The 24066-nt window shown below is 30.6% G+C and carries 32 protein-coding genes; 4 read left to right on the top strand and 28 right to left on the bottom strand.

Annotated features, from left to right (window positions below; all coding sequences use genetic code 11):
- Positions 1-22: 22 nt before the first annotated feature.
- The 9 genes from CAMP5121_RS05320 to CAMP5121_RS05280 form a co-directional block, all read right to left on the bottom strand.
- On the bottom strand, positions 23-994 hold the full coding sequence (locus CAMP5121_RS05320) for a catalase (protein WP_337214983.1): 972 nt from the start codon (positions 992-994) through the stop codon (positions 23-25).
- Between the two features lie 86 nt (positions 995-1080).
- Positions 1081-1824, bottom strand: coding sequence for a rod shape-determining protein MreC (gene mreC / locus CAMP5121_RS05315; RefSeq protein WP_337214982.1), 744 nt, complete (start codon positions 1822-1824; stop codon positions 1081-1083).
- On the bottom strand, positions 1814-2851 hold the full coding sequence (locus tag CAMP5121_RS05310) for a rod shape-determining protein (RefSeq protein ID WP_012662095.1): 1038 nt from the start codon (positions 2849-2851) through the stop codon (positions 1814-1816). Before CAMP5121_RS05310 ends, mreC begins: the two co-directional genes overlap by 11 nt.
- Positions 2852-2853: 2 nt before the next feature.
- Positions 2854-4083, bottom strand: coding sequence for an ATP-dependent Clp protease ATP-binding subunit ClpX (gene clpX / locus CAMP5121_RS05305; protein ID WP_039619273.1), 1230 nt, complete (start codon positions 4081-4083; stop codon positions 2854-2856).
- Positions 4076-4867 (bottom strand): acyl-ACP--UDP-N-acetylglucosamine O-acyltransferase, encoded by a 792-nt coding sequence (lpxA, locus tag CAMP5121_RS05300; protein WP_337215018.1) that lies wholly within the window; start codon positions 4865-4867, stop codon positions 4076-4078. Before lpxA ends, clpX begins: the two co-directional genes overlap by 8 nt.
- Positions 4867-5307, bottom strand: a complete 441-nt coding sequence (gene fabZ, locus CAMP5121_RS05295; RefSeq protein WP_039619275.1) for a 3-hydroxyacyl-ACP dehydratase FabZ — start codon at positions 5305-5307, stop codon at positions 4867-4869. The genes lpxA and fabZ overlap by 1 nt, the downstream gene beginning before the upstream one ends.
- Positions 5308-5375: 68 nt before the next feature.
- Positions 5376-6449 carry an epoxyqueuosine reductase QueH gene (locus CAMP5121_RS05290; protein ID WP_337214981.1) on the bottom strand — a complete coding sequence of 358 codons (1074 nt, stop codon included), beginning with the start codon at positions 6447-6449 and terminating at the stop codon, positions 5376-5378.
- Complete coding sequence (gene bcp / locus CAMP5121_RS05285; protein WP_337214980.1) at positions 6443-6904, bottom strand: thioredoxin-dependent thiol peroxidase; 462 nt, start codon at positions 6902-6904, stop codon at positions 6443-6445. Before bcp ends, CAMP5121_RS05290 begins: the two co-directional genes overlap by 7 nt.
- Positions 6901-7107, bottom strand: a complete 207-nt coding sequence (locus tag CAMP5121_RS05280; RefSeq protein WP_263679503.1) for a tautomerase family protein — start codon at positions 7105-7107, stop codon at positions 6901-6903. The genes bcp and CAMP5121_RS05280 overlap by 4 nt, the downstream gene beginning before the upstream one ends.
- Before the next feature lie 97 nt (positions 7108-7204).
- On the opposite strand from CAMP5121_RS05280, the gene ilvE reads away from it, so the two are divergent.
- From ilvE to CAMP5121_RS05260, 4 genes are read left to right on the top strand one after another with little or no spacing between them, the layout of a single operon-like run.
- Positions 7205-8119 (top strand): branched-chain-amino-acid transaminase, encoded by a 915-nt coding sequence (ilvE, locus tag CAMP5121_RS05275; protein WP_337214979.1) that lies wholly within the window; start codon positions 7205-7207, stop codon positions 8117-8119.
- Positions 8120-8131: 12 nt separating this feature from the next.
- A complete protein-coding gene (locus tag CAMP5121_RS05270; RefSeq protein ID WP_263663891.1) occupies positions 8132-9202 on the top strand; it encodes a prohibitin family protein in 1071 nt (356 codons plus the stop codon).
- A gap of 17 nt (positions 9203-9219) precedes the next feature.
- Positions 9220-9756 carry a DUF2393 domain-containing protein gene (locus CAMP5121_RS05265; RefSeq protein ID WP_263663890.1) on the top strand — a complete coding sequence of 179 codons (537 nt, stop codon included), beginning with the start codon at positions 9220-9222 and terminating at the stop codon, positions 9754-9756.
- Entirely contained in the window at positions 9756-10286 is a 531-nt protein-coding gene (locus CAMP5121_RS05260) for a DUF2393 domain-containing protein (RefSeq protein WP_263663889.1), read from the top strand. The genes CAMP5121_RS05265 and CAMP5121_RS05260 overlap by 1 nt, the downstream gene beginning before the upstream one ends.
- Positions 10287-10289: 3 nt before the next feature.
- Here the strand turns inward: CAMP5121_RS05260 and purF are convergent, their stop codons facing one another.
- The 19 genes from purF to moaA all read right to left on the bottom strand — a co-directional run bounded on the left by purF (position 10290) and on the right by moaA (position 24063).
- Complete coding sequence (gene purF / locus CAMP5121_RS05255; RefSeq protein WP_337214978.1) at positions 10290-11630, bottom strand: amidophosphoribosyltransferase; 1341 nt, start codon at positions 11628-11630, stop codon at positions 10290-10292.
- The gene (gene dapB, locus CAMP5121_RS05250; protein ID WP_263706762.1) at positions 11631-12359 is read right to left on the bottom strand and encodes a 4-hydroxy-tetrahydrodipicolinate reductase; all 729 of its coding nucleotides are present in this window, start codon (positions 12357-12359) and stop codon (positions 11631-11633) included.
- Between the two features lie 70 nt (positions 12360-12429).
- Positions 12430-12729: a PepSY-like domain-containing protein gene (locus CAMP5121_RS05245; RefSeq protein ID WP_070255351.1), complete on the bottom strand. Its 300-nt coding sequence runs from the start codon at positions 12727-12729 to the stop codon at positions 12430-12432.
- A 64-nt stretch (positions 12730-12793) separates the two neighbouring features.
- The gene (gene trxB, locus CAMP5121_RS05240; RefSeq protein WP_149062791.1) at positions 12794-13732 is read right to left on the bottom strand and encodes a thioredoxin-disulfide reductase; all 939 of its coding nucleotides are present in this window, start codon (positions 13730-13732) and stop codon (positions 12794-12796) included.
- A gap of 118 nt (positions 13733-13850) precedes the next feature.
- Positions 13851-14165: a thioredoxin gene (gene trxA, locus CAMP5121_RS05235; RefSeq protein WP_012662110.1), complete on the bottom strand. Its 315-nt coding sequence runs from the start codon at positions 14163-14165 to the stop codon at positions 13851-13853.
- A gap of 51 nt (positions 14166-14216) precedes the next feature.
- Positions 14217-14555: a YraN family protein gene (locus tag CAMP5121_RS05230; RefSeq protein WP_263702305.1), complete on the bottom strand. Its 339-nt coding sequence runs from the start codon at positions 14553-14555 to the stop codon at positions 14217-14219.
- Positions 14556-15809, bottom strand: coding sequence for a homoserine dehydrogenase (locus CAMP5121_RS05225; RefSeq protein ID WP_263725171.1), 1254 nt, complete (start codon positions 15807-15809; stop codon positions 14556-14558). It lies immediately after the preceding gene.
- Position 15810: 1 nt separating this feature from the next.
- Entirely contained in the window at positions 15811-17013 is a 1203-nt protein-coding gene (locus tag CAMP5121_RS05220) for an LL-diaminopimelate aminotransferase (RefSeq protein ID WP_337214977.1), read from the bottom strand.
- Positions 17014-17025: 12 nt separating this feature from the next.
- Complete coding sequence (locus CAMP5121_RS05215; RefSeq protein ID WP_263663884.1) at positions 17026-17832, bottom strand: hypothetical protein; 807 nt, start codon at positions 17830-17832, stop codon at positions 17026-17028.
- Positions 17826-18704, bottom strand: a complete 879-nt coding sequence (locus CAMP5121_RS05210) for a hypothetical protein (protein WP_263727632.1) — start codon at positions 18702-18704, stop codon at positions 17826-17828. The genes CAMP5121_RS05215 and CAMP5121_RS05210 overlap by 7 nt, the downstream gene beginning before the upstream one ends.
- Positions 18697-19377 carry a 23S rRNA (guanosine(2251)-2'-O)-methyltransferase RlmB gene (gene rlmB / locus CAMP5121_RS05205; protein ID WP_263727631.1) on the bottom strand — a complete coding sequence of 227 codons (681 nt, stop codon included), beginning with the start codon at positions 19375-19377 and terminating at the stop codon, positions 18697-18699. The genes CAMP5121_RS05210 and rlmB overlap by 8 nt, the downstream gene beginning before the upstream one ends.
- 19 nt (positions 19378-19396) lie before the next feature.
- Positions 19397-20215: a 16S rRNA (cytidine(1402)-2'-O)-methyltransferase gene (gene rsmI / locus CAMP5121_RS05200; protein WP_263679514.1), complete on the bottom strand. Its 819-nt coding sequence runs from the start codon at positions 20213-20215 to the stop codon at positions 19397-19399.
- Complete coding sequence (gene rpmE, locus CAMP5121_RS05195) at positions 20215-20415, bottom strand: 50S ribosomal protein L31 (RefSeq protein ID WP_012662118.1); 201 nt, start codon at positions 20413-20415, stop codon at positions 20215-20217. The genes rsmI and rpmE overlap by 1 nt, the downstream gene beginning before the upstream one ends.
- A gap of 77 nt (positions 20416-20492) precedes the next feature.
- Positions 20493-21155 carry a 16S rRNA (uracil(1498)-N(3))-methyltransferase gene (locus CAMP5121_RS05190; RefSeq protein ID WP_337206015.1) on the bottom strand — a complete coding sequence of 221 codons (663 nt, stop codon included), beginning with the start codon at positions 21153-21155 and terminating at the stop codon, positions 20493-20495.
- Positions 21155-21565, bottom strand: a complete 411-nt coding sequence (locus CAMP5121_RS05185) for a hypothetical protein (RefSeq protein WP_263679516.1) — start codon at positions 21563-21565, stop codon at positions 21155-21157. Before CAMP5121_RS05185 ends, CAMP5121_RS05190 begins: the two co-directional genes overlap by 1 nt.
- Complete coding sequence (locus CAMP5121_RS05180) at positions 21565-21765, bottom strand: hypothetical protein (protein ID WP_039668882.1); 201 nt, start codon at positions 21763-21765, stop codon at positions 21565-21567. Before CAMP5121_RS05180 ends, CAMP5121_RS05185 begins: the two co-directional genes overlap by 1 nt.
- Positions 21765-22349, bottom strand: a complete 585-nt coding sequence (locus CAMP5121_RS05175) for a 6-pyruvoyl trahydropterin synthase family protein (RefSeq protein ID WP_337214976.1) — start codon at positions 22347-22349, stop codon at positions 21765-21767. Before CAMP5121_RS05175 ends, CAMP5121_RS05180 begins: the two co-directional genes overlap by 1 nt.
- Complete coding sequence (locus CAMP5121_RS05170; protein ID WP_337214975.1) at positions 22346-23095, bottom strand: 7-carboxy-7-deazaguanine synthase QueE; 750 nt, start codon at positions 23093-23095, stop codon at positions 22346-22348. The genes CAMP5121_RS05175 and CAMP5121_RS05170 overlap by 4 nt, the downstream gene beginning before the upstream one ends.
- Entirely contained in the window at positions 23095-24063 is a 969-nt protein-coding gene (moaA, locus tag CAMP5121_RS05165) for a GTP 3',8-cyclase MoaA (protein ID WP_337214974.1), read from the bottom strand. Before moaA ends, CAMP5121_RS05170 begins: the two co-directional genes overlap by 1 nt.
- Positions 24064-24066: the final 3 nt, after the last annotated feature.

Below are 24066 nucleotides of genomic sequence, written 5' to 3'. Positions count from 1 at the left end.
TTAGCTCTTAAAGAGCTAAATTTTATTGACGCTTACCAAAAGTTATAGCATAAGCTTCATTTCTTACATCAAATAAAGGATCTTGTGGTGGATTAACCCCTTGAGGTACATCTGAAGGAAAATATACATCAAAATTACAATCTTCCTTGCTCAAAGCATTAACTTTAAAAGTCCCAACTAAACTTTCTTTGTGTTTACCACTCCACAAAGCCGTTGTATCATTGGTAATATCATTTTTATTTGCATATACTAAATACATCTTATACTCAACTGGCTTATTAGTCTCTATACGATTTTGAAAATCTTCTTTTAAAAAATCACTACTTGCACTTTTCATTTGTGCCTCATTTAAATACGCCACACCTTCGCTTGGAACTAATTTCCATCTTGCTGGTAGATAATTTTCTCCATTTGCTTGTTTAAAATAAAAAGTATGGATACTAAAAAATGGAGTATTTGCTACGCTTTTACTGATACCAATTTTATCCGTATATGCAGCAAAATTTCTATAAGAATCAACCTCTTTCAACATCTTGCTTATTTTTTCTTGATCGACTTTACCATTTACAGGAAGTCTCATTTCAAAAAACTGACCAAACTCTTTAGGATTTTTTGCAAAATTTATTTCTGTATTTAGCATAACCATAGTCCAAGAGGCAGAATCTTTAGGATCAATAATTCTAATAGCCATACCCCTTGTTTTACTTTTATCATCTTTAAAAGCGCCGCCCAAAGAATATCTTACTTGAATCGGCAAGCTTTTTTGTGTTAATAAAGGCACATCAACTTCTTTATTGATAGACAAAGCTGGCTCAAAAGTTCCCATAGCACAAAAGCCCTTTGCATGATTAACTTTTGCTTTTGGATTTTTAGGGTCTGCATTAAGTTGATAAAAAATATCTGCTATTTTTTGCGCATCATATTCTCCTTCGTTTGCATAAATAGCACCACTTAAACAACAAATAGCCAAACAACTGCTGATATATTTTTTCATTAAAGCTCCTAGTTTTAAACTTAGAAGCTATTGTAATATTTAATTATAAATAATAATTTATATTAATTAAAATAAATAATTTTTTACTATAAATTTTCTACCATATAAAAATAGCTTGGTACTTTCATCTTAGCATAGGGTTTAACATAAGCATTTTGATAAGCACCCTCTTCTTCTATTTTAAAAATTTCTCCCACTGGAATTCCTGAAAAGAAAATCTCATCCAAACCACTTGTATAAACCTTATCGCCCATTTTAAGCTCAAGCCATTTAGGAATATACTTAACTAAAATATAATCATTTCTTCCATGAGCTATACCTGGTGCTTGTTCTTTACCTATGTAAACAGAAAAAATACATTCTTCATCACCTTGCAAAAGCCCCAAAGCTCTACCATTTTTTTCTATGACTATGCCTGCTGTATAGCCATTATAAATTAAACCTTTGATTTTTCCTTTATAATCAACATCAAGCCAAACCTTATGATAATCACTAATTTGCGCATAAGAAGTTGCCTTAACTAAACTCACATTAGGATAATAAAAACTTGAGTTTTTATCGCTTAAAATATTATTTAGCTCATTAGCAAAGTTTTTCATGTAGATATTATTTTTTTCAAGCTCGGCATTTCTTTCTCTTAAAGTTCTAATTTCTTCAGCTTGGTTAAAATGTTCGTTGAATTTGTTTTTTAAAAGATCAATACTTTGAGAAAATTGATTAACAATAGCAATATTTAAATCTAAAACATTTCGTTTTATTATATCTCCATAATAAAACGAAATAAATACTAAAAAAGATAATATTAAAACGCTAAGAATTTTACTCTTCATTCGTTAGCTGGTGTAATAATGAAATTTCTTCTAAAGCTTTACCTGTACCTTTTGCAACTGCTAAAAGTGGCTCATCAGCTACATATACTGGAAGTTTTACAATTTCAGATAAATATTTATCAAGCCCGCGTATTAAAGCTCCGCCTCCTGTTAAAACAACACCATTTTCAACAATATCAGCTGCAAGATCAGGCGGCATCATTTCAAGAACGATTTTTAAAGCATCAGCGATTTCTTTTAAATGTTCGCGCATAGCTTCTCTTACATCTTCACTTGTTAGTTCGATTCTATTTAACAAGCCTGTTACTTGATCGCGCCCTTTAACCACCATAGAAAGCTCTTTTGGAAGCTGAACTGCTGAACCAATAGCAATTTTAATTTCCTCACCCGTTCTTTCACCTATGACAAGATTGTATTTTTCTTTTACATAATTTACTATACTAGTATCAAGTTTATCGCCGGCTGTGCGGATAGATTTTGAAATCACAAGTCCACCTAAAGAAGTAACGCCAATCTCAGTTGTACCACCACCAATATCTACCACCAAGCTCCCTTGAGGCTCTCTAATAGGTAAATTTGCACCAATAGCTGCTGCCATAGGCTCTTCTATCAAAAATACTTCTCTAGCGCCCGCACTTAAAGCACTTTCTCTAACTGCTTTTCTTTCAACTTGAGTTAAACCATAAGGTACTGAAATGATAATTCTAGGTCTTAAAAAAGATTTTCTTCTATGAGTTTTTTCTATAAAATAACGGATCATTTTTTCAGTCATATCAAAATCAGCAATCACACCATCTTTCATAGGACGGATTGCTTCGATATTACCTGGGGTTTTTCCTACCATTTCCTTAGCTTCTTTTCCAACAGCTAAAATTTTAACCCTACCATATCTTTCACGCTCTACTGCAACAACTGAAGGTTCATCAATCACTATACCTTTATCTTTTACTAAAACTAAAGTATTTGCAGTACCTAAATCAATCCCCATATCACTTGAAAAAAATCCAATTATTTGATCTAAAATCATTCTCAGCCTTTAACTTTTTTATTTTTTATAAATAAAGGTTTTGCACCTTCTTTGATCACTTCTTTAGTAATTACTATGCTATATCCATTATACTCTGGCAAATCAAACATCAAATCTACCATCATCTCTTCAATAATACTTCTTAAACCCCTAGCTCCCGTTTTACGCTCTAATGAAAGCTTAGCAATCTCTCTTAGTGCCTCATCTTCAAATTTTAACTCCACATTATCAATAGCAAAAAGTTTTTGATATTGTTTAATAATGGCATTTTTTGGCTCAGTTAAAATACGCACCATGCTTTCTTCATCAAGCTCTTCTAAAGAAGCAAGTACATGCAGTCTTCCTATGAGTTCAGGGATAAGCCCAAAATGCACTAAATCATCAGGCTCTAATCTTTGAAGCAAGGCCTCTTTTTCATCTTTTTTATCATCAGTAAAAAAGCCCATGACATTATCGCCTAGTTTTCTTTTAATGATATCACTAATACCATCAAAAGCTCCACCACACACAAACAAAATATTAGTCGTATCTATTTGTATAAAATCTTGATTTGGGTGTTTTCTACCACCTTTTGGTGGGATATTTACCAAAGATCCTTCAATGATTTTAAGCAAAGCTTGTTGCACGCCCTCACCACTCACATCTCTTGTAATAGAGCGATTTTCGCCCATTCTTGCGATTTTGTCTATCTCATCGATAAATATAATCCCTTTTTGGGCTCTTTGCACATCTCCATCAGCAGCTTGTAAAAGACGAGTAAGGATATTTTCAACATCTTCTCCCACATAACCTGCTTCAGTTAAAGAAGTCGCATCGCAAATTGCAATAGGCACATCTAAAAATCTAGCTAAAGTTTGTGCTAACAAAGTTTTTCCACTTCCTGTTGGACCTACTAATAAAATATTTGATTTTGCTAATTCTGTATCATCATCTTCTAAGTCAGATCTAAAAAGTCTTTTGTAGTGATTATACACACCTACGCTAAAGATTTTTTTAGCCCTATCTTGCCCGATGACATATTTATCTAAATATGCTTTTAATTCTTTAGGGGTTATGTCTTTAAAATTTTCTTTATCAACTTCTTTATTTTTTAGCTCTTTTTCCTCTCCAAAGAAAATATTACAAGCACTTTCAGCACAATACTCACATATAAAGGCATTATTATAATCATTTACTAAAATTCTTCTTTCACTTGTTTCTATTTCATTGCAAAAACTACATCTTTTAACCATGGTTTTTTTCCTTATATATAGGAATTCCTCTTTTTGTTTCTAAGATAAAATTACACATTTTTTTAACATTTTCACTAGAAGTACTTTCTAATAAATTCAAAGCATTATCTTTTAAATTTCCTTGTCTGAATAAAAATTTAAAAGCCTTGCTTAAAACATCCACTTCTTCTTTATCAAAGCGTCTTCTAATGCCTACTAAATTCAAACTTCTAATGCTTGCACGATTTCCCTCAGCCAAGCAAAATGGCACCACATCTTGAGAAAGTGCGCTAGCACCTGCTATCATACACCCTTCTCCTACTTTTACAAATTGATGTATTGGAGTAAGCCCACCTACTACGGTATAATCTCCAAGCTCTACATGACCTGCTAAAGTAGCATTGTTTGCTAAAATGATGTGATCTCCTAAAGTACAATCATGTGCAATATGAGAATAAGCCATGATAAAAGCATTATCGCCTATCCTTGTGAAGCCATCGCCTTTAGCTGTACCTGAGTTAATAGTAACAAATTCTCTAATAACCGCATTCTTTCCTATGATAACACCTGAGCTTATCTCATCTTTATAAGATATATCTTGCGGGATATCTCCAACTATAGCATAAGAAAACACTTTCGAATTCTCACCTATAGTTACATTAGGTAAAATTCTTGCACCTTGTTTGATGATGGTATTTGCGCCTATGTTAGCATTTTTACCAATATAAGTATAAGCTTCTACTACAACATCGTCTGCTATAATAGCTCCATCTTCTATAACTGCACTTGGATGAATTTTACTCATCATTTATCTACTATCATGGCTTTAAGTTCAGCTTCTGCAACTAATTGCCCATCTACAAAAGCTTTTCCTTGGAAAATCCACATATTTCCACGATTTTTTACTACACTCATCTCATAATCAAGTCTATCACCAGGACGCACTGGATTTCTAAATTTTGCATTATCAATACCCGTAAAATACACTACCTTAGTGCTTGGATCTACTTTATCATCCATACTTTCAAATGCTAAAACCCCTCCGGTTTGTGCCATACCTTCTAAAATTAACACACCCGGATAAATTGGATGATCTGGAAAATGTCCCATAAAAACATGATCGCTTATACTAATATTTTTATAACCTCTAACAACTTCTTTGTTTTTTAATTCTACGATTTTATCTACAAGTAAAAATGGATACCTATGTGGTAAAATTTTTTGAATTTGCATTACATCTATCATAAATTTAGCCTTAAAATATATTCAAAATTCAGATTTTACAAAAAAAATATTAATAAATTAATTAAGTTTTATAACTTCACAATCTTTTCTTTGCTATCAAAATAAATTTCACTTTTTGCCATAAATTCATAAGCACCTTTAATAATATTTTCAACAATAATCACCGGTGAAAGATCATAAGCACCAAAATGCTTTTGTCTTATTTTGATTTCTTGCTCTATTTTTAAAGGATTTTGTAAAAAATCTTCGTAATTTTTAAATCGCATTTTACATAAGCTATTAAAATAATCAAAACTCCATAAATTAATCTCATCCTTTGCACTTTTATAATGCTTTAAACCCTCATCTAAAACACTAAATTTAGTGTAAGAATTTTTAAAATGTGAGTAAAATAAAACATGAGTTCTTATAGCTTGCTTGTTTTGTTTTATCAAAGCCCTTAACAAGCGATAATTTAAAAATTTCTCTCTTTGAATTTCAAATTTAATGCCCTTTTTTTCTAAATTTTTTACTTGGTTGTAGAATTTAATTTTCTCTTCTATACTTGAAGGCAATATTTGTTTATTAATAGGACTCATCAGCTCATCTATAAAGGCTTTTTGACCTTTTTGTTTAGAAAGTGCATAAATACAACCACAATAATTTTGATGATAAAGCATATCTTGCTTTGCTAGGGCAAATTGTCTTTGCGTACCTCCATTTTTTCTAAAATCGGGCGCTAAAAACTCTATGCCAAATTTATCACATTCTTTTTGCAAAGCTAATTTTAGTTGCTCTAGGTCTTTTTTAGGAGATGTTAAAAGAGTTGTTGTAAGTTTTTTTTCTCCTATTTTTTGAGCAAATTCAACACTTTTGTACATTCTAAAATCAAAACAAATTTGACATCTTGCACCTTTTTCAGGCTCATCCTCATAACCCTTTACACTCTCAAGCCATTTTTCATACTCATATTCACCCTTATAAAGTTTAATACCCAGCTTATCACAACTGCGTTTAACATCTAAAAATCTAAGTTCATGCTCACTATATGGATGAATATTTGGGTCATAAAAATACCCGATGATTTTTTCTTCAGGATAGGCTTTGCTTAATTCTTGTATAAAATAATGACTATCCACACTACAACAAATATGTACTAGCATAATTCTTTTAACACCTTAAAAGCATGATCTTTAGCTTTTACATTTTTATAAATTTTTGCGATATTTCCTTCCTCATCAACTACAAAAGTAGATCTTATAAGCCCTTCATACTCTTTTCCATAATTTTTCTTTAAACCCCAAGCGCCATAAAGTTTGCAAATTTCTTTTTCACTATCACTTAATAAAGTGTGTTTCAAATCATATTTTTTAATGAAATTTTCATGTGATTTCACACTATCTGGACTAATACCTATAACCACAGCATTTTGCCCTAAAAAATCTTCATAATTTTGACTAAATTCACAAGCTTGTGTAGTACAACCTGGGGTATTATCTTTTGGATAAAAATACAAAATAATTTTTTTACCCAAAAAATCACTTAGAGAAATTTTAACCCTATCTTGATTTAAAAGTTCAAAAACTGGGGCTTTATCGCCAATTTGCAATTCTTTCATTTTTTACCTTTCAATCTTAATTTTTCTACACTTTCACCACCAAAAGCAATATTATATGGCTCAATATCTTCTAGCATTATGACTATATTTTGCTTTGGTTTATTATATTTTGTATACAAAAGCTCTGTAATATCTGCTATTAACTCTTCTTTTTGTACTTTGCTAAATTCTGGTTTAGCGAGTTTGATACTAATAATAGGCATTGTTTTTCCTTGCTTTAAATAAAGAATTTTACTATATTCTAGCAATTATTAGTATATTTTTGATAAAATTAGTTTTATTTTCAATAAAGGCTTACTCATGATTAGGGCAAAAAAAATTTGGATGGATGGAAAAATCATTGATTTTGATGATGCAAAAATTCATGTTTTAACACATTCATTACATTATGCAAATGCAGTTTTTGAAGGAACAAGAGCTTATAAAACACAAAATGGTTTAGCAATTTTTAGATTAAAAGAACACACCAAAAGACTTTTAGAGTCTGCAAAAATCACTTTAATCAACTCACCTTTTTCTCAAGAAGAACTTGAAAATGCGCAAGTTGAACTTTTAAGAGCAAATGATTTTCAAAATAACACTTATTTGCGCCCATTGATCTTTTTAGGTGATGGCACTATGGGAGTTTATCATGCTAAAGCTCCTGTTAGAGCAGCTATTGCTGCTTGGGAATGGGGTGCTTATTTGGGCGAAGAAGGCTTAGAAAAAGGTATTAAGGTTAAAATTTCTTCTTTTGCTAGAAATAGCGTAAAATCTAGCCTAGGTAAAGCCAAAGCAAGTGCAAATTATTTAAATTCTCAAATGGCTAAATATGAAGCTATAGAAGCAGGATATGAAGAAGCTTTAATGCTTGATGAAGAAGGTTTTGTAGCAGAAGGGACAGGCGAGTGCTTTTTTATGGTTAAAGACGGGAAATTAATCACCCCGCCAAATGATTTTTCATTAAAAAGTATTACCCAAGATACTGTTTTAAAAATTGCACATGATTTGGGCATAAGCGTAGTGCGCCAAAGAATTTCAAGAGATGAAGTTTATGTGGCTGATGAGGCATTTTTCACAGGAACTGCAGCAGAAATAACCCCAATAAATAATATTGACGCAAGAATCATAGGAAATGGAAAAAGAGGTGAGCTAACAACAAAGCTCCAAAATGCGTATTTTGATATAGTTTATGGACGCAATGAAAAATACGCTTCTATGCTAACTTATATTTAACAAAGGAACTAAATGCCAGCTGATTTGAATGATTATTTTAATAAAAAAAACAATCAAAACAACAATAAGCAAAATTTAAATTTCAAAGCCCCAGAATTTAATTTCAAAGGTTTTGGAAAATTTTCTCCATTAATTTATAGTGCGATTGCAATTGTTTTAGTCTTTGCACTTTTTAAACCTTTTGCAATAGTTAATTCAGGGGAAATGGGGATCAAGTCTACCACGGGTAAATACAGCCCTACTCCGCTTGAGCCAGGACTTCATTTTTTTATGCCAGTATTACAAAAAATCACTATAGTAGATACTAGAGTAAGACAAATTAATTATGCTTCTATTGAAGGCGTAAATGAAAATTTACAAATAGGTTCAGGGGTTGTAAATAAAAATAGTATTTCGGTGCTTGATTCAAGAGGTTTGCCTGTGTCTATTGATGTAACTGTTCAATATAGATTAAATCCTTTACAGGTTCCTCAAACCATAGCTACTTGGGGGCTTAATTGGGAAAATAAAATTATTGATCCGGTTGTAAGAGATGTAGTAAGAAATGTGGTAGGTCAATATACTGCAGAAGAGCTTCCGACCAATCGCAACACCATAGCAGTGCAAATTGATCAAGGCATTAGAAAAACCATAGAAAGCCAACCAAATGAGCCTGCTGAGCTTCAAGCAGTTCAACTTAGAGAGATTATCTTGCCTATAAAAGTAAAAGAGCAAATTGAAAGAGTACAAATTGCTAAACAAGAAGCTGAAAGAACCAAATACGAAGTAGAAAGAGCTAATCAAGAAGCACTTAAAAAAGCAGCTTTAGCTGAAGGGGAAGCAAATGCAACCATAATTAGTGCTAAAGGTAGAGCAAGTGCGGTTAAAATAGAAGCTGATGCACAAGCGTATTCAAATAGAGAAATAGCAAAAAGTTTAAATAACCCTTTGCTTGATTTAAAACAAATTGAAACTCAAAAGCAGTTTAACGAAGCACTTAAGGTTAATAAAGATGCCAAAATTTTCTTAACACCTGGTGGAGCTGTGCCAAATATTTGGGTTGATAGCAAAGATAGTAAAAGAACAAGCTCAGTAGCAAATTAAAAACTAAAGAAGTGATAATGAATGCCCAACACATTCGAGAGCAAATGATTTTTTATACTACTCATTTACACTTAATAGATTTTTTATTAATGGCCTTGGTTGTATTTTTTTTCATTATCACTTTATTTTTAGCTTTAATCATCAGAAATAAGCCTGCTTTTGCCTTTATGGTGATTTTTTTAGGAATTTTATGTTCAGCAGGTATCGCTTATTTAGGATATTTTTTAATTGATACTAAAGTCAGATCAAGAATAACCAGCTTAGATAATGCTCAATTTTTTGTATACGATAACTCACTCAGCGTTGATTATAGCTTAACAAATACTTCCAAAAAAAGCTTTAGATACTGCAAATTAAAAGTAGAAGTTTTTAAGAAAAGTGATGATAATAGTACTTTTAAAAATTTAATACATACTATAAAACCTCTAAGAAGCAAATCAACCATGATAGAAAAAACAATAAATCCACAACAAACTATTAATTTAAAAACCAAATTTTCCGATTTTAAAGAAGGTCAAAATTTTGACATTGAGATTAGTTCAAAGTGTTTTTAATGGGATATTTTACATTTTTTCATATTTTAATCATTGTTATTATGTTAGCTTCTACAGGTTTAACTTGGGTTTTGCTTTACTTAAAAGTTCAAAATAAAAAATATATGATTATTTTTTGCATAGTGAGTTTTATACTAGCATTAATTTTAACCATTTCATTACTATTAACTATAGATCAATATACCAAAAAAGCAAGTTTGAGTAATTTTTCAACCTACAGACGCTTAGCAACAGAAAGTATTATTGTAAAAGGTAGAGTAACTAATGATACTAATTTTAAAATTTCTGAATGCTTTTTAGAACTTAGGATAATTGATGATAACAAAAAACATGAGGTAAGTGGTGAAATCTTTAATCAACAAAATTTTGATAGCATAAAAAGAGCAAATCAAGAACAAAGAGATGCTTCATATAATATCAATATTGCAAAAAATTTACCAGGGCATACTTATAAAGATTTTTCATTTGAAGTGGGATTACCGCCTCATTTTCAAAGCTATAAGGTATTTAAACAATTAAAATGCAGATAAGGATTATTTAATAAAATAATCCCCATCAAAACTAATTAAAGAGTATTTTCTTTCATCGCCTATACTTGAAACTAGTTCATTAATATCCAAAAAAGTCAAACTATCTGCACCTGTATACTCTCTAACCTCTTCAACGCTTTTATTAGCTGAGATTAATTCTTCAAAGGTAGGTGTATCTATACCATAAATATCAGGAAATTTAATTTCTGGACATGCAATCGCTAAATGGATTTTCCTTGCACCTGCTTGTTTTAAAAGAGCAATAATTTTTTTAGAAGTTGTTCCTCTTACCACACTATCATCAATCACCACTATATCTTTGCCTTCTAAGACTTTTTTCATAGGATTGAGTTTTAATTTTACCTTCAAATTTCTCATTTCTTGAGTTGGCTCTATGAAAGTTCTTCCAACATAGTGATTTCTCACTATTGCCATTTCAAGTGGGATTTTTAAATATTGCGCAAAACCTATAGCAGCACTTACACCACTATCTGGAACTGGCACTACAAAATCCACTTTTTCTTTAAATTTTTTAGCCAAGGCTTCACCCATTTTTTTACGCACTTCATATACGCTTTTACCTTCTATAATACTATCAGGTCTAGCAAAATAAATATACTCAAATGCACAAATTCTTGGGTCTGTCTTATCAAATACTTGAATGCTTTCAAACTCATCACTACCTTGAGTAAAAATCAACATCTCACCTGGTTTTACATCGCGGATAAATTCAGCCTCTATCAAATCAAAAGCGCAAGTTTCACTCGCTACAATATACCCACCATCTTTTAATCTACCCAAAGATAAAGGTCTAACCCCATAAGGATCTCTTACTACAAAAAGTTGATTTTTACTAGCAAGCATAAAGCAATACGCTCCCTTGCTTTGAGTCAAGCTTTCTATAAATCTATCTTTTAAAGTTTCTTTTTTGCTTTTTGCTATTAAATGTACCACATTTTCTGTATCCATATTAGAATGAAAAATAGCCCCGTTGTTAATCAGTTCTTTTCTAACTTCTTCTTTATTAATCAAATTTCCATTATGCACTAAAGAAATATCACCCAAAGAACAAGTAGCTGCAACAGGTTGGGCATCATGCAAAGAAGAATTTCCTGCAGTAGAATAACGATTATGTCCTATGGCTATCTCGCCTTTTAATCCTGCTAGAATTTGTGTATTAAAAATTTGCCCTACTTCACCTTTAGCTTTGTGTGTTTTGATACCCAAACCATCACTTACGCTAATCCCACTTGCTTCTTGTCCGCGATGTTGCATAGCAAATAAAGCATAATAAGCCACCGTACTTGCATTTTTTGAATTAATTACTCCAACTACTGCACACATTTAAATTCCTAAACAATCATCTATATCATATAAGCCATTTTCTTGAGAAGCTAACCATTTTGCACATTTTATCGCACCTTTTGCAAAAGTAGCTCTTGAAGTAGCCGTATGATTTAATTCTATAAATTCACCTTCATTGTAAAAACCAACCCTATGTGAACCTACTATATCACCACCTCTTAAACTCATCACTGCGATTTCATCTTTACTTCTTTGTCCAATAATCCCATCTCTACCGCTTACTCTGACCTTTTCTAAGTCTAAATTTCTAGCCTTAGCAACATTTTGTGCTAAAGTCATTGCGGTACCACTTGGAGCATCTTTTTTCTTATTATGATGCATTTCAAGTATTTCTATATCAAAATCTCTCAAAGTCTCACTAGCTAAATAAGAAAGCTTTTTTAAAATCGCCACACCCAAAGACATATTAGTTGCATAAAGAATAGGCATAGTAATACTTGCGCTTTGCATTAATTCATTTTGTTTAGCATCTAAGCCTGTAGTACCTATTACCAAAGGCTTGGGATTACTTCTTGCATATAAAAGTAAATCCTCACAACCCTTTGGAGTAGAAAAATCAATAATTACATCACATTTATTAAAAAAATCTTCATAATTTGATCCTTGATCAAAAAACGCACTAGCCTTTGCCTGCTCATCATCTTCTAGGCAAAGTCTTATTTGAGTACCCATACGCCCACTACTTCCATGGATTCCAATATTAATCATTTTAAATCTGCCTTTTTAGAATTTGGAAAATTGTAGCGTTTATTTATTTAAAAGCAAATAACGCTTTTAATTAATCATCCCATTTTTGCCCTAAAAAATTTCCATTTCTATCAAAAAACATTTCCATATTATTACTTAGTTTAATTTCATAACCAAATTCTTCCCAATCCACATCTACAATAAAAGCTCCAGGAAAAGAACTTTGAATTTTATCCATAATAGGTTTAGAAAGCCCATAATAATTTTGCGCATAAGGATTATGCTGAGGCATATGAGGCATATTTTGTTGATATGAATTAGTATTTTGTTGTGTAATATTTGCACTAGCCATTAGCGCTAAAGTTGTACTTAGAATTAGTATTTTTTTCATTTTAGATTCTCCTTGATTTTTTATAGGAGAATCTTAATTAATTTTTGTGAAATTTATGTGAAGATTAATGCAAATTTTCAATATATGCTAAAGCACTAAGTGCTGCTACTGCTCCATCACCTGCTGCACATATTACTTGTTTTGGAGCATCTTTTCTTAAATCACCTGCTGCAAACAACCCTGCTATATTAGTTTGCATTTTAAGATCAACACTCACTTGACCACCTTCTTCCATAGCACATAAAAACTCACCATTTTCTTGTTTTAAGATTTCATTTCTCACATTCAATCCAACAAAGGTAAAAATTCCAGGCACATCAAGATCTCTTTTAGAGCCATCATTAAATGCTATTTTTACCTTATTAACACCCATATTATCACCACAAACCTCATCAACCACTGCATTTGTGATTAATTCTATTTTATCATTATTTCTTACTTTTTCTACCGTTGAAGGCGCTGCTCTAAACTCATCTCTTCTATGGATTAAATATACTTTTGAGCAAATATTAGCTAGATACAATGCCTCTTCTAAGGCTGTATCTCCTCCACCCAAAACAGCTACTTCTTTATTTTTATAAAAAAATCCATCGCAAGTTGCACAAGTACTTACACCTTTGCCAAAAAATTCATCCTCGCCTTTAAAACCTGCACGACGTGGAGTAGAACCTGTACAAACAATAACAGCCTTTGCTTGTTCGACTTTACCATTTTCTAATTTGATATTAAAACTACCATCAGTATTTTTGCTAATTTGTTCTACACCTATCATTTCATGTTTTAAACCAAAACGCATACATTGTTCATTCCATGGAGCCATAAAAGAAATTCCATCTAAAACTTGTGCAACTCCAGGATAATTTTCAATTTCTGAACTTGAAGTTATTTGCCCACCTGGTGTACCTTTTTCAAACATTACAACATTTTTTAATCCGCCTCTAGTAGCATATAATCCCGCACTTAAACCAGCAGGGCCACCGCCTATAATAGCTAAATCTAACATCATTATTTTCCTTGTGATTTATTTCAGAGATATTATACAAATTTTTCTTTAATTATAAATAATAAAAATTATTAAATAGTAAAAAATATGAAGAAAAGCCACTAAAAGTGGCTTGAGATTATAAAAGTGAGTTTAGTTTATCTGCTAAAACTTGTTTTGATTGAGCGCCAACCAATTGATCAACCACTTCACCATCTTTAAAGAAAAAGATAGTTGGAATAGATCTTACACCAAATTGCGCAGCTAAATCACCTTGCTCTTCTGTATTTACTTTGCAAATTTTAGCCTTGCCATCAAAATCATTTGCAAGCTCATCAATTACCGGTGCAAGCATTCTACAAGGTCCGCACCATGGAGCCCAAAAATCTACTAAAGCTACGCCTTCTTTTGCTTGTGCAAAATTTTCTGCAGTTAAATCAATATATTTTCCCATGTTATCTCCTTTAATTTTTTAAGATTTTATTAGATTAAAATAAACATTCTCTTAATAACTAATGTTTTCTAAAAGTTTTATATCATCTTTATGCACGCAAAGTAAATCTAATTGAAAATTTTCATTACTTTTGTGTTTCATAAAGTAATACTCTATGGTTTTAATAATTTTGTTATATTTTTTACCATCTAGTCTATAGGCTACTTCATAATTTCCTTGTGTACTTTTAACTTCAATAAAATGTAAAATTTTATCTTTTTTAGCAATAATATCAATTTCTCCAAATTTAGAATGAAAATTTCTTTCTAAAATTTCAAAATCTTTATTTTTAAGATATTCACATGCTATATCTTCACCTTTTATACCAAAAAGATACTGTGATAAAGCCATTTAATCTTCTATTCTCATCATAAAAACATCATCTTTAACAAATTCTTGTTCTTTAAGTTTTTGAGTTAAAATTTGTATATTTTTTTCATAAGTTTGATGAGTAATAAAAAATAAAGTACTACAATCTTGCTTTTCTTTTTTTGGCTTTTGCAAAAAAGTATCGATTGAAATTTGATGTTCACTCATTAATTGCGTAATTTTTGATAAAACACCTATTTTATCTAATACTTTTAATCTTAGATAGTATCTTGTATAAATTTCATCCTTATTTAAAAGCTTATAAGAAGTATCATTTAAATATCCAAAAATAGCACTATTTTTTTCTTTTCTTGCTATATCGATTAAATCTGCTACAACAGCACTTGCAGTTGCCTTACCACCTGCTCCTGGACCATAGTATAAACTTTCGCCCAAAATATCCCCATCTATACTGATAGCATTCATCACCCCATCAACTTTTGCTAACATTTTATCTTTATTTAACATAACAGGATGAACCCTTAATTCTATTTTTTCATCTTTTATTTTAGCAATACCTAAATGTTTTATGGTGTACTCAAATTCCTTTGCAAAATAAATATCCTCATCGCTTACCTTACTAATACCCTCAATCAAGATATCCTCAGGTTTTACTCTTAGTCCATAAGCAATATTTGCTAAAATTAAAAGCTTGTGCGCAGCATCAAATCCTTCTATATCAAAAGTAGGATCAGCTTCAGCATATCCTAAATCTTGGGCTTTTTTTAATACCTCTTGAAATTTGGCATTATCTTCTGCCATCTTGCTTAAAATATAATTACTTGTGCCATTTAAAATGCCTTTGATAGAAACGATATTATTGGCACTCAAACCCTCTTTTAAAATTTTAATAATAGGAATTCCACCCGCTACACTTGCCTCATAACCAAAAGCTGTATCTTGTGCTAATTTTTCAAGCTCATAACGATGATAAGCAAGTAAAGCTTTATTAGCAGTTACTACTGATTTTTTTCTTTTTAAAATTTTTGAAATTATCTCAAAGGGTAAATCAATACCACCCATTAACTCCACAAATACATCAATATCTTCACGCTCTAAAACCTCATCAATATCATTAACCACAGGAATCAATGCATTTGGCTTTGCACTTCTTGCTAAAGCAATTACCGGAATAATTTCTTCATCACATCTTGCTTTAATTAAATCTTGATTTTTTAACAAAGTTTCTACAACAGCACTTCCTACCGTGCCATAGCCTAAAATCGCTATTTTCATTTTATTCTCTTAAGTATTTTTTGATATTTCTTGCTGCTTGACGAATACGGTTTTCATTTTCTATTAAAGCTATTCTAACATACTCATTACCCGCTTCACCAAAGCCAACTCCAGGACTTACTGCTACATTTGCTTTTTGTAAAAGCTGCTTAGAAAATTCCATACTACCAAGATGGGCCTTGCTTTGAGGGGGTTTTGCCCAAACAAACATACTTGCATTAGGCTTTTTTAATTCCCATCCTGCTTGGTAAAATGATTCCAGTAAGACTTCCAATCTTTTTGCATAAGTTGCCTTAATCTCTTCAACACAAGTTTGATCTCCATCTAAAGCTACAGTAGCAGCAACTTGTATAGGCGTATACATACCATAATCAAACCAAGATTTGATCTTTTTCAAAGCCGCAATTAAGCGTTTATTACCTACCACAAAACCTACACGCCAACCTGCCATGTTGTAAGATTTTGAAAGTGTATAGGTTTCTACTGCTACATCTTTAGCACCTTCAACTTCAAAAATCGAAGGAGTTTTATAAGAGCCAAAAGTTAAGTCCGCATAAGCAATATCAGAAATAATATAAAATCTTTCTTTTTTTGCCATAGCAACCAATCTCTCATAAAAACTTTTTTCCACTGTAACTGTTGTAGGATTATGCGGAAAATTTACCACTACATATTTTGGACGCGGAATACTTTCATGCAGTGTTTTTTGTAAATTTTCAAAAAAAGTATTTTCGTTTAATTCATAATTTTCATTAAAATCAAAATTCATAGTTGCTACATTACCACCTGCTATGATAAAAGCTTGAGTATGTATAGGATAAGCAGGCGTAGGCACAATAGCTACATCTCCTGGGTTAATAACAGCTCTTGCTAAATTTACAAAGCCTTCTTTAGAGCCCATCGTTGCAACTACTTCACTTTCAGGATCTAAATCAACATCATATTTTCTTTTATACCAATTACAAATTGCAAGTCTTAGTTTATAAATTCCACTCGAAGCAGAATACCCTGAAGTTTTGTCTTTATTTGCACTTTCGCAAAGCTTGTCTATAATATGTTGAGGAGTTTTGCCATCAGGATTTCCCATAGAAAAATCTATTATATCCTCTCCTGCTCTTCTTGCTGCCATTTTAATCGCATTAACTTCAGCAAAAACATAATTTGGAAGTCTTTCTATGGTATTAAAATGAATTTCTTCAAACATCGTCCGTCCTTTTTAGCGTCTTAAGTAAATTTTTAAACCCCTTTTTATATTATCAAGGCTAAACATATCTCCTATAATAGCATATTTTGCGCCCAATGGTATATTTACATTTACTTCATTTTGCTTATGTGTATTTTCTACACCTTGTATAAAATTCAAGTTTTTATCTAAAAATTGAATTTTGCAAAACCAAGAATCAAGATTGTGCGCACTAAGCTCCATACTTTTTGCACCTTGCAAATCAATAATATATTCTCTTAAAGGTTTGTTTAATTGAGTAATAGTATTTAATGGAATTTGAGTATTGACTTTAGGTTTTGCTTTTGAAAAATCTAGCTCATATTCATAATTTAACTCTGAAATTTTATAAATATCTTTAATAAAAACAGAACTACCCAACAAAGCCTTATAAAAAACTCCTGGATCAAGCATATACTGAGAATCTACGGCTAACTTATATGTGATATAGTTTTCCCTTAAAGTTAATTCAGTTGGTATAAAATAAATATAACCTAGTTCATTTAAAGTATCATTGATTGTTTTAAAAAACAAAACAGAATCAGCTTGGGCTTTAAAACTAAAAGTTAAAGTTTTTGGCTCATTTAATATAAAATTTGCCAAAGAATTGGTTTTTAAAATTTGAGAAATAGTGTAAATATCTACGTTTCCGCGCTCATCTTTATAATCATTTCTTGCAAACAAAAGTTCCAATTGTGCATCTTTAGAATTATCATTAACAATATGCTTAGCAACTTCTAAAGCACTTAGCGCAAAAGCATTAAGAGCAAAAAAAATGGAAAATATTAAAATCCTTACCATAATTTTCCTCTATTTTCTTTTATAAACTCAGCTTTTGTAATTTGTTTGATTTTACCATCTTTAATCATTAAAAACTTAGACACGCCATTTTTAAACTCTAAAGTATTATTATTCTCATCATTTAAACTAAAAGCAGCATGACCTGTAGTAATAAGCATATCTTTATCTAAAGATAAAATATAATCATTTTTAATAGTCAAAGAACTTTTTCTAAAAGTTTTTAAATCCACCATACCAAGCCAAAGTTCTGCACTTGGTTTTATAATACTTTCTTTAAGCAAAACCATATTTTCTTCGGACATATTTAAACTAGTATTACCCTCTAATGTTTCTTCTATAGTATTATTACTCTCATCTATTGGTTCTAAAATAGCACTTGTGTTTGTTTCATTATTTTCTGTGGTTTCATCAGCAAAAAAATTAAGAACCGGAGTTTCATTCTCATCAACTTTTTCTTCTAAGATAATTTGTTCTTGATTTAGCACATTAGTAGTATTTTCATCTAGTGTGGAACTTTGGAAAAATCTTGAAACACCCCAAGCTAAAGCCACTATCAAAAGCACTACTACTATAATTACAATATACCATACACTTGAGCTTTCTTTGGTATATGAGTTCATTCTAGGAGCAATATGCACATGATTTTTTTTCTCAATACCATTTTCTTCTAAATAGGCATGATATTCTTCTAAAAAGCTAGAAAAATCAAGCTCATATTCTCTTTGTAAAATTTTGATAAAACCATTTATATTAAAACGAGATAAAGACTTAAAATCTTTTTTAATAATATATTCAAGACAAGTTATTTCTATTTGTGTTCTTTTTTGAACTTCTAATAAATTTAAATCTTCTAATTTTTTCCAACTATCCATTTTTCATCCTATCGCAAAGTATTGCAAATGCTGCACTAACATTTAAACTATCAAAATCATTGTGCATTTTTATCCCTACACATTCATCGCATTTTTTAAGCACCTTTGGTGCTATACCAAAACCCTCACTTCCCATAATCAAAACTTTTTTATTTTTGGCCTTGATAGTATGTATATCACTACCTCCGCTTGCGCTAGCATAGATATAAAAACCTTTTTGTTTTAATTCATTTATCATGCTTAAAATATCATCATTTAAAACTATTTTCATATCTAAAGCCGCGCCACTACTTGCACGAATAACTCCATCCATAGCCACGCTTTTAGCTACCAAAATAATCCCATCAGCACCCAAAGCATAAGCACTACGCACGATAGCGCCTATATTTCCAACATCGCTAATATTATATAAAATAACTATAAAATCTTTTTCTTTTAAACCCTCAAAAGAGCTAAATTCAAACTCATCAATTTCCATTAAAAAACCTTGATGATTTCCACCTCTTGCTAAACTTTGCGCGGCCTTAAAATCAAGTTTTTTAATTTTTTTTGATGCCTTTGCTATTTTTGAAAAATCAGCTTTTTCACATTCTTTTGCTAAATAAATTTCTTTAATTTTTTCTTTGTGCTTTTCTAAGATATAAAAAAACACTTGCTTACCATAAACTATCATTTTTAAATAATAACCAAATTCAACTTAAAAGCAGTTTTTGATAATTTTCTTTTGGAGATTTTGCATTGATTTTTGAAAGAAGCTTTGCCTTTGTTTTTAAAGGCAAATCAAGTTCATAAATATCTTGCTCACACAAGGTATTTTGGTGAAATTGCTTTTCTTTAGCACTTACGACTACACACCATTCACCACGCAAGTCCATTGTTTTTAATTTTTCTAAAGCTTCTAAGGCATTTGCTCTAAATTTGGCTTCAAATTTCTTTGTTGCTTCTTTTATGATAAAAATTTCTCTTAAAGGATCAATTTTACTAATTTCTTCTACTAAATTAAGTATCCTAGTAGGTGCTTCATAGACTATACTAGGATAAGGATTAAGCATTAAATTTTCAATATCTTTTTGTCTTTGAGGATTTTTATTAGCCAAAAAACCCATAAAAATAAATTCTTTTTTACAAAATGCACTTGAAACTAATGCAAGTAAAGCAGCATTTGACCCTGCCAAGACTTCATAATCAATATTATTTTTAATGGCATATTCAATTAAAAATTGCCCCGGATCACTAATACCTGGCATACCCGCATCACTCAAATATGCAACATCTTGTTTAAAAAAATCATCATCTATTTTTGCTAAAAAATCTTTTTCATTATGAGTATGTAAGGCTAAATATTTATCAGGTTTTATTTCTAAATTAAATTTTTCATTAAGGAGATGAACTAAGGATTTGCAAACTCTCGTATCTTCGCATAAAAAGAGTTTGCATTTTTGTAAAATTTCTAAAGAATGAAAAGAAATATCGTTTAAATTTCCTATGGGCGTAGGAATAAAATATAACATTATTGCATTGCGTATTTTTTCTTAAATTTCTCTACACGACCCGCAGCATCTACGATTTTTTCACTACCTGTAAAAAATGGATGACAACTTGAGCAAATATCAACTTTAATTTCTGGTTTATTTGACTTAGTAGTAAAAGAATTTCCACAAGCACAACTAACTTTGCATTCTACATATTCTGGGTGAATTTCTTTTTTCATTGTTTATCCTTTTTCAAAACATTAAGGCGTAATTATATAAATTTTTATATAAAAAATAGCTAAATTTAAGCATGTTTTTAAATTATGAATTTTGAAGCAACCCCTATTAAAGCTGTTTGCGCTTTAAGTATAAAACCAGCCTGTAATTTTGCTTTTTTTACATTCTCCTCTCTTTCTTTTTGCGAAAATCCACCTTCAGCTCCAATTAAAAATACATGTTTACTAGGTTCAAATCTCATCAAATCTTCACCTTCAAAGTCTATTAAAACAATATTTTCATAAGCTTGCTGAAATTTTTTAAAATCATCAAAGCTTTCAAGCTCCATTAAAGAGGCGCGACCGCATTGCTGGGATGATTCTATAAGAATCTTTTCCATTCTTTTAAAATCTAATTTAAAATTCTTTTGTGAATAATCCATATACACAAAAGAAAGCTTAGCTACTCCAAGTTCATTTAAAAAAGGTAAGGTTTTTTCTATAATCTTTGGATCAATCACCGCTAAAGCTAGGTGTAAATGCGTTTTTAATTCTTGTTTTTCTTCTTTTTTATCAAGTAAATTTAATGCACATGAGCGTCTAGAAAACTCTATGCATTCATAAGTATAAGCAAAAAAATCTTTTAAATTTTTTAATATGATTTTATCGCCTACTTTAATTCTTCTAGCTTTTAAATGCAAGAAAGCTTCATTTTCTAACTCTAAATTTAAAGCACCGCTTTGTGGGTGATACAAAAATCGCATTAAAAATAAAACCTTTGAAGCAAATAAGGCACAAAAAGTAAAAATATTCCTAAACACAAAATAAAAAAGCTTAAAAATCTAAATTTAGCATAACGTTTGAACAATCTTGCTTTTTTAAATAAAACAAATTGATAAATAGCCAAGGCAAAGATAAAAATCCAACAAAACCACATAGAAAGCATGTATAAATTTAGCTCAAAATGCTTTAAAGCCCAAAGCAAACTTCCTGTAAAAAGTGTAATTGCTAAAAATAAATAATAAATTGGCAAAAATAGGCGAATTCTTTTTATAAAAATAAACTCTTGCGAAAAACTACTTTGAGTTAAATACAAATAAAATAACATTAAAAAGCCATTTGCGTATAAACTATATACATGTAATGCTAAAAAAAACTCATAACTTTGATCCATCACTGTCCTTGTGTGTTATTTTCATCTTTGATATCATCATCTACAGGTATAGGAAGCGTATCATCATCTATAATCACATTAGAATCACTTTGCTCAATTTGAACTTGCTCAGTCTGCACCTCTTTTTTTACGCTTGTATCTTCTTGACTTGAGCAAGCAATAAAAAACAATAATGGCACAATCAATAAAATCTTTTTCATTACACCTCCTTTTGATTAATAAAAACAAAATTTGCATCTTGAAGTTTTTTAAAAAAATCTTTATCTTTCCATTCATCGCTTATAGATTGTGAAAATTCAATATCTGCCAAATTTATCTTTGGTAAAAACTCACTATAAGCATCTTCTCTAAAACCTTGTGCATAGCCTGTTCTTGTTTCATGCACAATAATACTTTTTAAGCTAACACCTTGCTCGCCATTGACCATCTTAGTCTTTAAAAGCAAAGTATCTATCAGTACAAAAAATATGCGTACAAAATTTTCTGCACTTACATTCATAGGTAAACTTACCCATCTCTGTGAGTGTTTTTTCATATCTTCTAAATAAACTTTATCATCATCTTTAAAAAGCGTAATAGCATGGTCAAAACTATCAATAATTTGTTTTATCTCATCTTTTAACAAACCAAAATCATATACCATTCCCGCATTGTCAAGGTATTTACTCTCAAGTAAAATTTCTACCTTATAAGAGTGTCCATGTATGCTTGTTTTACATCGCTTGGAGCTACAAAATCTAACAATATGAGCATTTTCAAATTCAAACATTTTTCTAATAATCATACGCCTTCTTTATCTCCCCAAATTCTAATATGCAATCTATCGGAGTAATTATATCCATTTTTTATACAAAATTCAGCAATACTTAAGGCATTTTTAGAAATTTCTTCTTCACTTGACCCCATAGGCATACAAAATACCTCATTTTCACAAATTTGTAAAATTTCATTAATTTCGCCTAAGGCTTTACTTTCTTGTAAAAAATCCTTATCTAAAACAAATTTATAAAAACTATCTTTAGCATAATATTTAAAAGCTTTCAATGCTTTTTCATTAATCCTTTTTTCTTTTTTTACACCACTATTGCTAAGCTTTACTCCTAAAGCAAAATAACATTTTTTATACAAAGGATATTTTTCAAAATCAATTTCAATACTTGCATTGGTTTCAAAATGCACTTTAAAGTCATTTTCTAAAAGCAAATTAATAAAACACAAAAAATCTTTATTTTGATAATTTAATAAAGGCTCACCACCTGTAATAACAACCATAGCTTTGTGTGAATTTGCTAGTTTTAAAACCTCATCAAAAAGCTTTACTGAAGTATATGTTTTATAACAAGTTTTAAATTCTTTGGTAAAAACAGATCTTATAGTATCACAACCCAAAAGTATTTTAGAATCTTTTTCTTTTTTTACTCCAAAGCCTATACAGTTAAAATTACACCCAGCAAACCTTACAAATACAGCTAAATTTCCACTATATTTTCCCTCACCTTGCAAGCTTAAAAAAGTTTCAACAACTTCCATTATCCACCTGTTTGATAAAAGGCTCTTGTAGAACTTTGATTAGCCTCATTTTCAGCCCATCTATTTTTTTCTGATTTATTTTTTATCACGGTTTTTAAAACCTCACAAGCACCTGTTATGTCTTTATTGCGTATAGCTTTTTTAATGCTTAAAGCCTCATCATAGTACAAACAAGGTATCAAAAGACCCTCAGCTGAAAGTCTTATACGGTTACAACTATCACAAAAATCATGGCTATGTGGATCAATAATGCCAAACTCATACCCATCTTCAAGCTCATAAATAGTCGCAGGTGCATTTGGACTTTTTTGTCCTTGTTTAAAAGAATATTTTTGAGCAATAATATTTAAAATTTCTGCTGATTTTAAGCCTTTTAAATCTCCATAAGCATGATAATTTTCCATAAATTCTATAAAGCGAATTTGGCTTTTGCGTGCTTTGGCAAATTCTAAAAGATCGATAAATTCACTATCATTAATCCCTTTAAGAGCTACGGTGTTAAATTTAATATTAAAGCCTAATTCTAAGGCCTCATTAATACCATTTAACACATCTTTAAGTATATTTTTTTGGGCTAACTTAAAAGCCACTTCTTCTTTTAAGGTATCTAAAGAGATATTAATTCTTTTTAAACCTGCCTGTCTTAAATCCTTTGCTTGTTGTTTTAATAAAGAAGCATTAGTAGTAAGTGCTAAGTCTATATCCTGCTTATACTCACTAATCATAGTAATAAATTTATGCAAATCTTTTCTTACTAAAGGCTCACCACCTGTAATACGAATTTTCTTAACTCCTTCATCAATGCAAACTTTAACAAACATAAAAAGTTCTTCAAATGATAAAAGATTTTCCTTAGCACTCCATTCAAATGGAGTTTTTGGCATACAATAAAGGCAACGAAAATTACATCTTTGTGTTACTGAAATTCTTAAATAATCAATCACTCTTCCATAACTATCTACCAACATCAA

It is taken from the genome of Campylobacter sp. 2352 PW, assembly GCF_024723575.1.
Taxonomy (GTDB): domain Bacteria; phylum Campylobacterota; class Campylobacteria; order Campylobacterales; family Campylobacteraceae; genus Campylobacter_D.
This window is presented reverse-complemented; position numbering and strand designations above follow the sequence as displayed.

Coding starts and splice junctions, on each gene's coding strand:
- CAMP5121_RS05310 (WP_012662095.1), bottom strand. CDS start 2,851: ATGATTTTAGATCAAATAATTGGATTTTTTTCAAGTGATATGGGGATT.
- CAMP5121_RS05270 (WP_263663891.1), top strand. CDS start 8,132: ATGCCAGCTGATTTGAATGATTATTTTAATAAAAAAAACAATCAAAAC.
- CAMP5121_RS05220 (WP_337214977.1), bottom strand. CDS start 17,013: ATGTTTGAAGAAATTCATTTTAATACCATAGAAAGACTTCCAAATTAT.
- CAMP5121_RS05320 (WP_337214983.1), bottom strand. CDS start 994: ATGAAAAAATATATCAGCAGTTGTTTGGCTATTTGTTGTTTAAGTGGT.
- rsmI (WP_263679514.1), bottom strand. CDS start 20,215: ATGTTATATTTTATTCCTACGCCCATAGGAAATTTAAACGATATTTCT.
- trxB (WP_149062791.1), bottom strand. CDS start 13,732: ATGTTAGATTTAGCTATTATAGGCGGTGGCCCTGCTGGTTTAAGTGCG.
- CAMP5121_RS05190 (WP_337206015.1), bottom strand. CDS start 21,155: ATGCGATTTTTGTATCACCCACAAAGCGGTGCTTTAAATTTAGAGTTA.
- mreC (WP_337214982.1), bottom strand. CDS start 1,824: ATGAAGAGTAAAATTCTTAGCGTTTTAATATTATCTTTTTTAGTATTT.
- CAMP5121_RS05280 (WP_263679503.1), bottom strand. CDS start 7,107: ATGCCTATTATTAGTATCAAACTCGCTAAACCAGAATTTAGCAAAGTA.
- CAMP5121_RS05215 (WP_263663884.1), bottom strand. CDS start 17,832: ATGGTAAGGATTTTAATATTTTCCATTTTTTTTGCTCTTAATGCTTTT.
- clpX (WP_039619273.1), bottom strand. CDS start 4,083: ATGGTTAAAAGATGTAGTTTTTGCAATGAAATAGAAACAAGTGAAAGA.
- CAMP5121_RS05175 (WP_337214976.1), bottom strand. CDS start 22,349: ATGATTATTAGAAAAATGTTTGAATTTGAAAATGCTCATATTGTTAGA.
- trxA (WP_012662110.1), bottom strand. CDS start 14,165: ATGGGAAAATATATTGATTTAACTGCAGAAAATTTTGCACAAGCAAAA.
- CAMP5121_RS05210 (WP_263727632.1), bottom strand. CDS start 18,704: ATGGATAGTTGGAAAAAATTAGAAGATTTAAATTTATTAGAAGTTCAA.
- CAMP5121_RS05185 (WP_263679516.1), bottom strand. CDS start 21,565: ATGGATCAAAGTTATGAGTTTTTTTTAGCATTACATGTATATAGTTTA.
- CAMP5121_RS05260 (WP_263663889.1), top strand. CDS start 9,756: ATGGGATATTTTACATTTTTTCATATTTTAATCATTGTTATTATGTTA.
- bcp (WP_337214980.1), bottom strand. CDS start 6,904: ATGAAAGAATTGCAAATTGGCGATAAAGCCCCAGTTTTTGAACTTTTA.
- CAMP5121_RS05170 (WP_337214975.1), bottom strand. CDS start 23,095: ATGGAAGTTGTTGAAACTTTTTTAAGCTTGCAAGGTGAGGGAAAATAT.
- CAMP5121_RS05225 (WP_263725171.1), bottom strand. CDS start 15,809: ATGAAAATAGCGATTTTAGGCTATGGCACGGTAGGAAGTGCTGTTGTA.
- dapB (WP_263706762.1), bottom strand. CDS start 12,359: ATGATTAATATTGGAATCCATGGAAGTAGTGGGCGTATGGGTACTCAA.
- ilvE (WP_337214979.1), top strand. CDS start 7,205: ATGATTAGGGCAAAAAAAATTTGGATGGATGGAAAAATCATTGATTTT.
- fabZ (WP_039619275.1), bottom strand. CDS start 5,307: ATGATAGATGTAATGCAAATTCAAAAAATTTTACCACATAGGTATCCA.
- CAMP5121_RS05230 (WP_263702305.1), bottom strand. CDS start 14,555: ATGGCTTTATCACAGTATCTTTTTGGTATAAAAGGTGAAGATATAGCA.
- CAMP5121_RS05245 (WP_070255351.1), bottom strand. CDS start 12,729: ATGAAAAAAATACTAATTCTAAGTACAACTTTAGCGCTAATGGCTAGT.
- rpmE (WP_012662118.1), bottom strand. CDS start 20,415: ATGAAAAAAGAAATTCACCCAGAATATGTAGAATGCAAAGTTAGTTGT.
- lpxA (WP_337215018.1), bottom strand. CDS start 4,867: ATGAGTAAAATTCATCCAAGTGCAGTTATAGAAGATGGAGCTATTATA.
- moaA (WP_337214974.1), bottom strand. CDS start 24,063: ATGTTGGTAGATAGTTATGGAAGAGTGATTGATTATTTAAGAATTTCA.
- CAMP5121_RS05180 (WP_039668882.1), bottom strand. CDS start 21,765: ATGAAAAAGATTTTATTGATTGTGCCATTATTGTTTTTTATTGCTTGC.
- rlmB (WP_263727631.1), bottom strand. CDS start 19,377: ATGATAGTTTATGGTAAGCAAGTGTTTTTTTATATCTTAGAAAAGCAC.
- CAMP5121_RS05290 (WP_337214981.1), bottom strand. CDS start 6,449: ATGCTAGTACATATTTGTTGTAGTGTGGATAGTCATTATTTTATACAA.
- purF (WP_337214978.1), bottom strand. CDS start 11,630: ATGTGTGCAGTAGTTGGAGTAATTAATTCAAAAAATGCAAGTACGGTG.
- CAMP5121_RS05265 (WP_263663890.1), top strand. CDS start 9,220: ATGAATGCCCAACACATTCGAGAGCAAATGATTTTTTATACTACTCAT.